We start from the raw sequence: 12,561 nt of genomic DNA, 5'->3' as shown, positions 1-12,561 counted from the left end.
TATCGATGAGAGGCGTTCAGGTTCTGTCGCATCGGGCACGGCGATGTCGCGGCGGGCGCGATCATTCGGCGCGCAGCACCATCGTGGCGAGCGGCGGCAGCGTCAGCACGGCCGATTGCGGTTTGCCGTGACTGGGCACCTCTTCGGTGACGACGCCCCCGCTATTGCCGACATTCGATCCGCCATAGACAGCGGCATCGGTGTTGAGCACTTCGCTCCACCAGCCCGCGCGCTGCATGCCGATGCGGTAGCCATGACGCGGCACCGGCGTGAAATTGCAGACGACGACGATTTCGCGGCCCGCGCCGTCGCAGCGCCGATAGGCGAACACGCTGTTGGCGCTGTCGTCGCCGACGAGCCATTCGAATCCGCCGGGCTCGGCATCGAGCGCGTGCAGCGCCGGCTCCGCCGCATACAGGCGGTTCAGGTCGCGGACCAAGGTTTGCACGCCGTGATGCATCGGCTCGTCGAGCAGATGCCAATGCGGCGAGGCGTCGTGATCGAATTCGGCGTATTGGGCTAATTCGCCGCCCATGAACAGCAGCTTCTTGCCCGGGTGCGACCACATGAAGCCGAAATACGCGCGCAGATTGGCGAACTGCTGCCAGCGATCGCCCGGCATCTTGCCGAGCAACGAGCCCTTGCCGTGGACGACTTCGTCGTGCGAAAGCGGCAGGACAAACCGTTCGGAGTAGGCGTAGACCATGCCGAAGGTCATGTTGTGATGATGGTAGCGACGGTAGACGGGGTCTTCCTGCAGGTAATGCAGCGTGTCGTGCATCCACCCCATGTTCCACTTGAAGTGAAAGCCCAGGCCGCCGTCCTCCGGCCGCGCAGTCACGCCGGGCCACGCCGTCGATTCCTCCGCGATCGTGATCGCGCCGGGTACGCCAGGGGCATAGACGACTTCATGGTTGACCCGCTTCAAGAATGCGATCGCTTCGAGGTTCTCTCGTCCGCCATAAATGTTCGGCACCCACTGGCCTTCGGCGCGCGAGTAGTCGCGATAGAGCATCGACGCCACCGCGTCGACGCGCAGCCCGTCCACGTGATAGCGCAGCAGCCAGGCGAGGGCCGAGGCGATGAGGAACGCGCTGACCTCGTTGCGGCCGAGGTTGTAGATCATCGTGTTCCAATCTTGGTGGTATCCCTCGCGCGGATCCGCATGTTCGTAAAGCGGCGTGCCGTCGAATTGGATGAGCCCGTGCGCATCGTTCGGAAAGTGCGCGCTGACCCAATCGAGGATGACGCCGAGCCCCGCCTCGTGCGCGCGATTGACGAAATGCGCGAAACCGAGCGGCGGCCCGAAGCGCGCCGAGGGCGCGAACGGCGACAGCGGTTGATAGCCCCATGAGCCGCCGAACGGATGCTCGGCGATCGGCAAGAATTCGACGTGCGTGAACCCCATCCCCAGCGCATAGGGAATCAGGCGATCGGCCAGCTCGTACCAATCGAGGCCGCGGCGGCCGTCCTCTTCGATCCGCAGCCACGATTCGGCATGCACCTCGTAGATGGCGATCGGCGAGCGGGCGCTTTGCAGCGCGGCGCGGTTGGCGATCCAAGCGCCGTCCGTCCAGGCGAATTGCTCGAGTTCGTTCCAATCGGCCACGACCGATGCCGTCGCCGGCGTGCGCTCCGTTTGCAGCGCACAGGGGTCCGCTTTGAGCGGCAGCGTATGGCCGTCGCGCGAAACGATCTCGTACTTGTAGCGTGCGCCCGCGCACAGCCGAGGGATGAACAGCTCCCACACACCGGCCACGTGCCGCATCCGCATCGGGTGGCGGCGTCCGTCCCAGGCGTTGAAGTCGCCGACCACCGACACGCGTCGCGCATTCGGCGCCCAGACCGCAAACCGAACGCCCGGTATGCCTTCGAGCGTGCAGGGCCGCGCGCCGAGGCAATCGAGCACCGCGTAAGGATCGGCGCGGGCGAGGCGCGCGAGCGCTTCCTCGGAGAGCACGGGGCCGAACGAGTACGGATCCTCGATCTCTTGCTCCACACCGTGCCAATCGATGCATAGGCGGTAGGGCTCGTCGCGTTCGACCAGCCCAGCGAAAAGCCCGCGCGCGTCGATCGGCGCGAGCTTGCCGAGGCACTCGCCGTTGCGGCGGGCGACGACAGCGACACCGGACGCGCCCGGCAGCAGCGCCCGCACGGCGTGACCCGCCTTTGTCCGGTGCGGCCCGAGTTGGGAGAACGGGTCGGGGTGGCGGCCGTCGACGAGCGCTTCGATATCGACGGGTTGCATGCCTACGGTCGGATCGCGGTCGGCGATCTCGCGTACGCGCGAAGGTTGGTCGTTCATGGATCCCATTTCGACAGTTCTCACGTTTGCGCAGGCGCGCTACCCGCCTCGCCGTCGTGCGTTTCGCCCAGCAGTCTCGCGGCCAGCGCGGCGAGGCCGCGCAGCGGCAGCCCGAGCCAAGTGGGCCGGTTCGCCGCTTCGTAGCGCACTTCGTAGGCGGCCTTTTCGACGAGGAACAAGTCGAGCAAGACCCCTTCCGCTTCCGGCGAAACCAGTGGATGGACCGCGTGGCCGACCGCCTCCCGATAACCGTCGAGGAAACCTTGCTGGCCCTCTTCGCGGAAGCGCTCGAACAACGCGCGCTTGCGATCCGCCGTCAGCGTCGGCGCATTTTCCGAGACGGGTTGGGCCGCTGCGCTCGCATACGAGAGCGAGCGCAGCATGCCCGCCACATCGACGAGCGGGCTGCGTTTCATGCGGCGCTCGTCGAGCGGACGTGCCGGTTCCCCTTCGAAATCGATGAGGTAGACATCGTTCTGCGCGATCAAGACTTGGCCCAGGTGGAAATCGCCGTGTACGCGGATACGCAATGCATCGACGTGATGCGGCACGTGCCGCTCCAGCGCTTCGACGAGCGCCGCGCGGCGCTCGACTAGCCACTGCGCTAGCGCGCGCGTCTCGTCGTCGATCGCCGTGCTTTCTTTCGGCGCCTCCGCGGCCAGCACGTCCAGCGCGTGTTCGAGCATCGCACGCGCGCCTTCCACCCACCCGCGCACGTCGGCACGCGTGGCCTTTTCCGGGGCGAAGGCGGGGTCGTCGCATGGTGCGGCGAGCGCGGCGTGCAGCTCGCCGAGGCGCCGGCCGATCGTGCCTGTCAGCGCGCGGTATCCCGCGAATTTCTCCGGATCCGGTTCCTCGGTTTCGGGTGTCAGCACCAGTTCGTCGATCACGCGACGCAAATAATCGAGCGCCCAATTCCATGCATCGCCTTGGTTCTCGATGAAGCCTTGCAGCAGCGCGAGCGTGTGCGGCACTTGCTGGGGATCGACTCGCACGACTTCGCCATAAAGCGGCGCGGTATTCGCATAGCCGATCTCGGTCAGATGCCGGCTCATTTCCGCTTCGGGATGAATGCCGCCGATGAGCCGTCGCACGAGCTTCAAGACGGCGCGTTCGCCGACGATCAGCGAGCTGTTGCTTTGCTCCGCCGAGATCCAGCGAATCTCGGGCGCATCGCCGAGTTCGTCGAGTTCGCTAGAGCGAGCCGTGGGTACAAAACGGATTTCGCTCTTTTGAACGGTGGGGACGACGGCCTTTTCGCGCATCTTGTGCAGCACACTATGAGCGAACAGCGGCAGCGAGAATGCATCGGTCAAATGCCCGATCGTGCGACCGCGCCGCACGCGAGCCAGTGCCAACTGCATGAACAGCGGCACCGTCGTATCGGCTCCCCACGTAATGGCGAGCGGCAACACGTAGCGTTCCGTATGGCGCCCGACGTCGGCTTCGATTTCGGTAAAGGCGAAGCCTGCATCGGGGATCGTCGTCAGTGCCGCCAGCTTGACCGCATGGAGCTTCTGGTCCTTCGACGCGAACCAGCGGCGGCGGCTCAAGTACGAGGGCAGCACTTCCGATTCGAGCAACCGGACGTTTTCGGGCGTCGGGCCCGTTTGTCCCGCGCGCATCACGAGCGTCACGAATTCGGGCAATTGCTCCGATCCCGGCTGCGACCACGAGGGACGATCTTCCCTGTTGCAGAGCGAGAACCAAAGAAAACCGTAGGGCGGGAACGTCAGGAGATAAGTGAGCTGACCGATCGCCGGAAACACCGAATCGGCCGTCATTTCGACGGGCACGCGACCGGCGAACTCGGACAAGTCGAGTTCGACCGCCTGCGGCGCGCGCGACAGATTCGCGACACAGAGAATCGGCGCCTCGCCCTCCATCTCGCGCAGATACGCGAGGATCTTGCGGTTCGACGGACGCAGGAAACGGATCGTGCCGCGGCCGAACGCGTGCTTGGACCGGCGCGTGGCGAGCATGCGCCGCGTCCAGTTCAAGAGGGAATGCGGGTCGCGCGTTTGCGCTTCGACGTTGATCGCATCGAAGCCGTACAGCGTGCCCATGACGGGCGGCAAGACGAGTTGTTCGGGATCCGCGCGCGAGAAGCCGCCGTTGCGATCCGACGACCATTGCATCGGTGTGCGCACGCCGTCGCGATCGCCGAGATGGATGTTGTCGCCCATGCCGAGTTCGTCGCCGTAGTAAATGACGGGCGTGCCCGGCATCGACAGCAGCAGCGAGTTGATGAGTTCGATGCGGCGCCGGTCGCGCTCCATCAGCGGTGCGAGGCGGCGGCGGATGCCGAGGTTGAGCCGCGCGCGCCGATCGCTCGCGTAGGTGTTCCACAGGTAATCGCGCTCGGAATCGGTCACCATCTCGAGCGTGAGTTCGTCGTGATTCCGAAGGAAGATGGCCCATTGGCAAGACGGCGGCAGCTCCGGCGTTTGCCGCATGATGTCGGTGATCGGAAAGCGATCCTCGCTCGCGATCGCCATGTAGATGCGCGGCATCAGGGGGAAGTGAAACGCCATGTGGCATTCGTCTTCCTGGCCGAAGTATTCCTGCACGTCCTCGGGCCACTGATTCGCTTCCGCGAGCAGCATCCGGTTCGGATACTCGGCATCGATCGTGGCGCGAATGCGTTTGAGGATCGCGTGCGTTTCGGGCAGATTCTCGTTGCTCGTGCCCTCGCGCTCGACGAGGTAGGGCACCGCATCGAGCCGCAGCCCATCGATCCCCATGTCGAGCCAGAAACGCATGACCTGCAGCACTTCGCGCAGGACCGACGGATTATCGAAATTCAGATCGGGCTGGTGCGAGTAGAAGCGGTGCCAGTAGTAGGCTCCGGCAACGGGATCGTGCGTCCAGTTCGTCGGCTCGGTGTCGATGAAGATGATGCGCGTGCCTTCGTATCGCTTGTCGGTATCGGACCACACGTAGTAATTGCGGTGGTTCGAGCCCGGCTTCGCGCGGCGCGCGCGCTGAAACCAGGGGTGCTGATCCGACGTGTGATTGATGACGAGCTCCGTCACGACGCGCATGCCGCGCGCATGCGCGCCTTGAATGAAGTGACGCAGATCGGCGAGCGTGCCGTAATCGGGGTGCACGTTGCGGTAATCGGCGATGTCGTAGCCGTCGTCGCGGCGCGGCGACGGATAGAACGGCAGCAGCCAGATCGTGTTGACGCCGAGTTCCGCAATGTAGTCGAGCTTCGCGATGAGGCCCGGGAAATCGCCTACGCCATCGTTGTTCGCATCGAAGAACGACTTCACATGCACCTGGTAGATGATCGCGTCCTTGTACCAGAGCGGATCGTCGGACAGCGCCGAGCTGGCCGCTCGCCGCGCCGTGCGCGAACGCCGGGTCGACTCCGCTTGCGTGGCGGCAGAGTCCAGAGGGTGATCTTCACGCTTCATGGTGCGTCTCCGAGGCGCCGTGGGCGGCGAGACCTCCCGGGGCGGTACGGCCTAGGGAGGCTTGCGCGCGTTCATCGCGCGGCAAGCCCGCGGCGGGCGCGATACGCCAAATGGCGAAGGGGCGTGTATCGGGTTCGATCCTGACGTGCTGGCGTCGGCCGCGCCATTCGACGCGCTGCCCCGTGACGAGATCGGTGACGGCCAGCGCCTCCCAATCTTGCATGCGCCAGTGCTCGTATATCGAACTCGGCAGTTCGAGATCGGCCTCTTGCGGCCCGAAGGCATCGAGGCTGATCGCGACGAGGATCACGTTTTCGCGCGAGCGCGTCGCTTTCTCGAAGAACAGGATGCGATCGTTATGCGCGGTCAAGAAGGTGAGGCCGAGATGCGAATGCAGCGCGGGATTGGCGCGACGAATACGGTTCAGCAAGGTCACGACATCCACGATGTTGCCCGGCCGCTGCCAATCCCACGAACGCAGTTGGTACTTCTCCGAATCGAGGTACTCCTCGCTGCCCGGGAGGGCGGCCGCTTCGCACAGCTCGAAGCCGCTATAGACGCCCCACAGGCCGGATAGCGTTGCGGCCAGCGCCGCGCGGATCATGAAGCCCGCGCGGCCCTGCGCTTGCAAGTGGCGCGGGTTGATGTCGGGCGTATTCACGAAGAAGTTCGGCCGGAAGAACTCGCGCACGTTCGTCTGCGTGAGTTCGGTTAAATATTCCGTGAAATCGCTTTTCGATTCGCGCCACGTGAAGTAGGTATAGGACTGCGAAAAGCCGAGTTTCGCGAGCCGATACATGAGACGCGGGCGCGTGAAGGCTTCCGAGAGAAAGATGACATCGGGCTCGCGCGATCGAATGTCGGCGATCATCCACTCCCAAAACGGCAGCGGCTTCGTATGCGGATTATCGACGCGGAAGATGCGGACCCCGGCATCGACCCAGAACGCGATGATGTCGCGCAAGGCGAGCCACAACGCAGGCTTCGCATCGTGCGCATAGAACTCGGGGTTGACGATGTCCTGATACTTTTTCGGCGGATTTTCGGCGTAGCGCAGGGTGCCGTCGGGGCGCCAGGCGAACCACGTCGCGTGCTCGGTCAGCCAGGGATGATCGGGCGCGCACTGGATGGCGAAATCGAGCGCGATCTCGAGCCCGTGCTCGTGTGCGGCGGCGAGCATGCGCTTGAAATCGTCGAGCGTACCGAGTTCGGGGTGCACGGCCGTATGGCCGCCTTCGTCGCTGCCGATCGCGTAGGGGCTCCCGACATCGCCCGGCAACGCTTTCAGCGTGTTGTTGCGGCCCTTGCGATTGATCTTGCCGATCGGGTGGATCGGCGGAAAGTAGAGCACGTCGAAGCCCATGTCGCGGATGCGCGGCAATTGGGCGATGACGTCGTCGAACGTCCCGTGGCGCGAAGGGTCGCCGCTCATCGACCGCGGGAAGATTTCGTACCAACTGCTGGAGCGGGCCGCGGCGCGCTCGGCATCGATGCGATAGATCGTCGCGTCGCGCGAGAGAAACGGGCGATGCCGCGCCTGGGTGACCGCATCGAACGTTTCCGGCGCAAGGACGGCCTCGAGCTGCGCGGCGTGGTTGGCTTGCGCGAAACGCGTGGCGATGCGCTTCAATTCGGCAATCGCGGCGTGCCGTGCATCGTGTTCGCGGTGCTCGTGATGGATCTGCTGCTGCGCGCCGGTTGCGTCGGCGGTCTCGGCTTCCGCCAAGACGCGCGCGAGCAGATGGCGCGCCTCTTCGAGTTCGAGTTCCACCGATTGATTCGCGTCGAGCTTCTTTCGGATGTGATCGACGAGCGAGGCGAAATCGTCGCGCCAGGCGATGACGGTGAACTCGTAGCGTCCGACTCGAGAAAGGGTGATCGTGGCGCGCCACAGGTCGAGCCCTGCCGGTTCGGCGGGCCGCATCGGCGTCTCGCGCCAGGCCGTTTCGTCCGTCGCACGCCAGATGACGGCGGCGGAAATTTTGTCGTGACCTTCGCCGAAGATCGCTGCGCCGATATCGATGGCCTCGCCGACGACGCGTTTGACGACGAAACGTCCGCCGTCGACCGTAGGTGTCACGCTCTCGATCGCAATTCTCGGCGCGGCGAGCGCTTCCGTGGCCGACACGACCGCGCCGCGCTTCGTCGCGCGCCGCACCGAAACGTTGGGGCAAGGTTGTGCTCGATAGACGCGTGTTTCGCCGGGCGCAAGCGAGAACGCGGCGAGCGGTTCGGCCGGCTCCGTGCAAGGGTTGGCCAACGGCTTGAACGCCATGAAGTTGCCCGGCACGCCGTCGAGGAAATGCGCCGGCTCGACATACGCCGGGCGCGTCAAATCGGGATTGGCGATGAGCAGGACCGCCTCGCGCGAATCGCGCAGATCGGGGCGTTCGCCCCGCATGACAGCCGCGACGTTCGATCCCGCCGCCGACAGTTGCCGCAGCTCGCCTACCGTCGAGAGCACGGTGGCGTATTGCCGTAAAGCGTTGGCTTCGCGCACGGCATCGCTCAAGTCGAAACGGGGCGCCGCACAGGCATGGCGATATCGGTCCGCGCTGCTGCCGCTGGCCGTGTACGAGAGCGGTTCGGCAACCCCATATTCGAAGCCCATCGGCACGAGCCACCCGGTGCCGAGCGAAGCGCTGGTGGTCATGGCGCGGCGATAGGCTCGCTCGATCGCGCCCGCATCGGCGGTATGGGCAAGCTCGCTGACGAGGCGCGGCCCATACGGCGCCTCGGGAAACGCAATCGGTGCGCCGACGCGAGCGAGCGCCGCATGCTCTTCGCCGAGCCAGTCCTCGCGAAAATCCCACCAACGTACCGAAGAGAACACACTGTCGAACCGTGCCGGTTCCAGACGAGCGAGGTCGCTGCGCGCAAGCCCTGGTGTCGCGGCGAGCATGCGCACGGTGTCGCGTCGCGCGCGGACGGCGGCCGTCAGCTCGCGCCATAGATCGACGGGCACGTGATGCGGCGAGTCGAACCGGAATCCGTCGACGCCGGCATCGGCCAGTGCGGCGAGTCGTTCGCTCCACCAAGCGCCGAGCTGCGCGGCCGCGTGCGGATCGCCGAAGTTGGCATACGCCGCGTTGTCTTCGTGCCTGGCGTGGCGCGGGTCGAGCCGAACGCGTGCCGGCTCGTACGGATGAAACCATTGAGGATGAGTGCGCAACAATTCGCTGTCGGCTGCGATGCGATCGAGCACGACGTCGACGAGCAGCGCTAGACCGGCAGCACGGGCGGCGTCGGCGAGCCGGCGCAGGCCGGTGTCCGCGTCCACGGATGCACCGAACGCCGGGTGCAGCCGCGCGTGATCGGCGACGAGTTGAGCGTGTCCGGCTTGCCCGGTGGCGAACGGATTGCCGATCAGAACATGATCGAAGCCGAGCGCGGCGGCGCGCTCGAACTGTGCGGGCCAGGCGTCGAGCGGCCCGACGAGCAAGGGGTGAAGAAAATAAATCCGCGGCGCATACGCGTGACGATATTCCATCGGTCCGTTCCGGTTCGTCGGCGATGTGGATGCACGTTGCGCGTGCGATCGCATCGCGTTGTCAGGCGGCGCTCGATGATCCCGTACGCCGGCGCGGCGATTCGCCGGGGCAGCGGCAGGCACGAGCGCGCCAGAAAGCGGAAAGCACGATGCATGCCGCCGAGCCCCGAGCAGGGGTCGCGTTCGACGAACGGAAGGCGTCGATCGCGTCCAGTATGCGCGCGTTGGCGGGGGCCGGCATACGCTTTTGCGCCATGGCGCTCGGTTCGGCGCGAACAGCGAGGACCTCGCGTATCGACCGATCTCGATGGCGGATTCGTCTGCCGGGTGCGGTGTAAATGTGACAGCCGGCGGCGCGTTTTTACATCGGCGCCGCCATCGAGGTTGAACGACCCGCGGTAGGTATCTGCATTTTCGACCGCGCGTGGGAAAGTGCGGACGCAATCGATTTCATCCAGTCCGCCAACGCCGAGCCCCGCCAAATCCCGCCGACGATGCGCGAACACGCTATGCCGATTGTCTAAATGCTGGGACGCGGCTATAGTCGCTGCCAGTGGGCACTGCCCGAGGGTTATTACCGATAAGGAAAGACCGCCATGTCTAGGGCGGCGTATCAGACCGGAATCGGGGGCGCAGACCGCCGGCCAAGGCCGGCGGTGTCTTGGACACGATGCTGGAGCCCAAATGACAGACGCTCGAACCGGCCGCCCCTGCGAGGCGCGGCCGGGTGCCGCTCGTAGACAATTCCTGCTCAGCGCCGGCGCTTCGGCGGCGGCCACCGCGTTCGTGTCGGCGTTCGGGCTGCCGCTCGCGATCTCGCGCGCATTCGCGTTTTCGCCGCCGGCCGGAAGCGGTCTCGATGCTTTCACTGCCCTCACGCAACAGCTCACGGGGCGCGCGTTGCTCGATCCCTCCCTCGCTTCGCGTATTTACGACGCGCTGTCCCAGTCCGATAGCGCATTCGTCTCCCATGTCGCCGCGCTCAATACGTGGCTCAAGACGCATGCCGGCGTACCGAGCGATCAAGTGATCGCCGCGCTGCAGAGCCAAGATCCGGCGTTGGCGAAGGCGGTTGTGGATATCGTGCGCGCTTGGTACCTCGGCCTCGTCGGCCCCATGCCGACCACTCGCGTGCTCGCCTATGAGCACGCGTTGATGTTCGACCCGGTGAACGACATTCTCACGATCCCATCGTATTGCCGGGATGTGCCCTTCTACTGGGCGCACAAGCCGGCGGCCGTATGACGGGGCCGTGCCGAGCCAAGGCGACGCGCCCTGTGTGCATCGTTCCTTGAACCCCGTATTCGGCACTGCAGAGCAATGAAATAGGCGAAGCGCTTATGGCAAAGAATTCTTCGGCCGATGTCGTCGTCGTCGGCTCGGGCGTGGCGGGCGGCCTCGTCGCGCACCAACTCGCATTGGCGGGGGCATCGGTCATCCTCTTGGAGGCGGGGCCGCGCCTCGCGCGTTGGCAGATCGTCGAAAACTTTCGCAATTCGCCGGCTAAGCAGGACTTCGCGACGCCGTATCCGTCGATGCCTTACGCCCCGCATCCCGAGTATTCGCCGGCCAACGGCTATCTGATCCAAAAGGGCGACTATCCCTACGAGTCGCAGTACCTGCGGCTCGTGGGCGGTACGACGTGGCACTGGGCCGCGGCCACTTGGCGCTTGTTGCCGTCCGATTTCAAGCTCAAGACGATGTACGGCGTCGGTCGCGATTGGCCGTTTCCCTACGAAACGCTCGAGCCGTGGTATTACGCGGCCGAAGTCGAACTGGGCGTGTCGGGGCCCGACCTCGCCGTCGATCTCGGTTCGCCGCGCTCGAAGCCGTATCCGATGCCGCAATTGCCGCTGTCGTATATGGACGCGCGTTTTTCCGACGTGCTCAATGCCAACGGCTTCAAGGTGGTGCCCGAGCCCGTGGCACGCAACAGCCGCCCCTACGATGCGCGCCCCACGTGTTGCGGCAACAACAACTGCATGCCGATCTGCCCGATCGCCGCGATGTACAACGGCATCGTGCACGCCGAGAAAGCGGAAAAAGCCGGCGCAACACTGATCGATCGCGCCGTGGTCTACCGCATCGAAGCCGACGACAAAGGCCTCGTCACGGCGGTGCACTACAAGGACCCGTCGGGCGGCACGACCCGCGTCGCGGGCAAGCTGTTCGTGCTGGCGGCGAACGGCATCGAAACGCCGAAGCTCATGCTGATGTCGACGTCCGATAAGTTTCCCCATGGCATCGGCAATCGCTCCGATCAAGTCGGTCGCAATTTGATGGATCACCCCGGCACGGGGGTGAGCTTTCTCGCCAACGAGGTGCTGTGGCCGGGACGCGGCCCGATGGAGATGACCTCCGTCGTCAATTTTCGCGATGGCGCTTTCCGCTCGGATTACGCCGCGAAGAAGCTGCATCTATCGAACGGCGTGGCGACGATGGCGGTCACGTCGGCATTGATCGACAAAGGCGTGACGGGCGGCGAACTCGATCGGCAGATCCGCGATCGGGCGGCGCGCACGCTGACGATCAACAGCTTCCACGAGCATTTGCCCGAGCCGCAGAACCGCATCGTGCCGTCCTCGGATCGCAAGGATGCGCTCGGCATCCCGCAGCCCGAGATCCATTACTCGATCAACGATTACGTCAAAAAGAGCGCGGCCAACACGCATGAACTCTACGCCCAAATCGCGAGCTTGTTCGGCGGTACCGACGTGACGTTCGACGATCGGTTTGCCCCGAACAACCACATCATGGGGACGACGATCATGGGTACCGATCCGCAAGATTCCGTCGTCGATGCCGATTGCCGGACGCACGATTCGCCGAATTTGTTTCTGGCGACGAGCGGTGTGATGCCCTCCGCTGCCTCGGTCAATTGCACGCTGACGATTGCAGCGCTGGCACTGCGGCTGGCCGACAAGCTCAAGCGCGAGCTTTGAAACGCGACGACTCGATGAGATTTCCGATGACGAATCTGCGACTGCGTTCCGATGCGACCGACCTGCGCCACGGATCGACGCCTCACCCGGTCCGGCGGCGCCCGACGAGTATGAACGTGCTGGCGGCCGCCTTTTCGGTATTCGCGCTTTATCTGGCGTGGCATGCGTCGAACGATCTCGAGTCGTTGCCCGCCGACGAGTTGCCGCTTTCGGCGGCGCAGGCGCAAGGCGCGAGCGAGGTAGGCGTGGCGGGGGCGTCGGGGTCCGCGCATGCGAGCACGACGTTCGGTGCCAGTGCATCGACGGCTGCGGGCGCATCGCCTACGGCGAACGCTGCGGCGGCTGCATCGGCTGCATCGGCTGCATCGGCTGCGTCGGCTGCGTCGGCTGCATCGGGACTCGGGC

At 65.1% G+C, this 12,561-nt stretch carries 5 protein-coding genes; 2 read left to right on the top strand and 3 right to left on the bottom strand.

Features of this window, described 5'->3' with window-relative positions:
• Positions 1 to 61: 61 nt before the first annotated feature.
• The 3 genes from glgB to ACTHN9_RS05660 all read right to left on the bottom strand — a co-directional run bounded on the left by glgB (position 62) and on the right by ACTHN9_RS05660 (position 9,214).
• Positions 62 to 2,248 carry a 1,4-alpha-glucan branching protein GlgB gene (glgB, locus tag ACTHN9_RS05670; protein ID WP_440535793.1) on the bottom strand — a complete coding sequence of 729 codons (2,187 nt, stop codon included), beginning with the start codon at positions 2,246 to 2,248 and terminating at the stop codon, positions 62 to 64.
• Between the two features lie 77 nt (positions 2,249 to 2,325).
• A complete protein-coding gene (treS, locus tag ACTHN9_RS05665) occupies positions 2,326 to 5,724 on the bottom strand; it encodes a maltose alpha-D-glucosyltransferase (protein ID WP_440535770.1) in 3,399 nt (1,132 codons plus the stop codon).
• Entirely contained in the window at positions 5,714 to 9,214 is a 3,501-nt protein-coding gene (locus ACTHN9_RS05660) for a maltotransferase domain-containing protein (protein WP_440535769.1), read from the bottom strand. Before ACTHN9_RS05660 ends, treS begins: the two co-directional genes overlap by 11 nt.
• A 684-nt stretch (positions 9,215 to 9,898) precedes the next feature.
• On the opposite strand from ACTHN9_RS05660, the gene ACTHN9_RS05655 reads away from it, so the two are divergent.
• Both ACTHN9_RS05655 and ACTHN9_RS05650 read left to right on the top strand, forming a co-directional pair.
• A complete protein-coding gene (locus ACTHN9_RS05655) occupies positions 9,899 to 10,459 on the top strand; it encodes a sugar dehydrogenase complex small subunit (RefSeq protein ID WP_440535768.1) in 561 nt (186 codons plus the stop codon).
• A 95-nt stretch (positions 10,460 to 10,554) separates the two neighbouring features.
• Positions 10,555 to 12,156: a GMC family oxidoreductase gene (locus ACTHN9_RS05650; protein ID WP_440535767.1), complete on the top strand. Its 1,602-nt coding sequence runs from the start codon at positions 10,555 to 10,557 to the stop codon at positions 12,154 to 12,156.
• The last annotated feature ends 405 nt before the right edge of the window (positions 12,157 to 12,561 follow it).

Source organism: Trinickia sp., assembly GCF_051953405.1.
In the GTDB taxonomy this organism is placed as follows: Bacteria; Pseudomonadota; Gammaproteobacteria; order Burkholderiales; family Burkholderiaceae; genus Trinickia.
The sequence above is the reverse complement of the archived record's forward strand: the minus strand, read 5'-3'. Positions and strand labels throughout refer to the sequence as shown.

What these genes read in the sequence shown, in the direction of transcription:
- glgB (WP_440535793.1), bottom strand. Translation starts at nt 2,248, where the DNA reads ATGCAACCCGTCGATATCGAAGCGCTCGTCGACGGCCGCCACCCCGAC.
- treS (WP_440535770.1), bottom strand. Translation starts at nt 5,724, where the DNA reads ATGAAGCGTGAAGATCACCCTCTGGACTCTGCCGCCACGCAAGCGGAG.
- ACTHN9_RS05660 (WP_440535769.1), bottom strand. Translation starts at nt 9,214, where the DNA reads ATGGAATATCGTCACGCGTATGCGCCGCGGATTTATTTTCTTCACCCC.
- ACTHN9_RS05655 (WP_440535768.1), top strand. Translation starts at nt 9,899, where the DNA reads ATGACAGACGCTCGAACCGGCCGCCCCTGCGAGGCGCGGCCGGGTGCC.
- ACTHN9_RS05650 (WP_440535767.1), top strand. Translation starts at nt 10,555, where the DNA reads ATGGCAAAGAATTCTTCGGCCGATGTCGTCGTCGTCGGCTCGGGCGTG.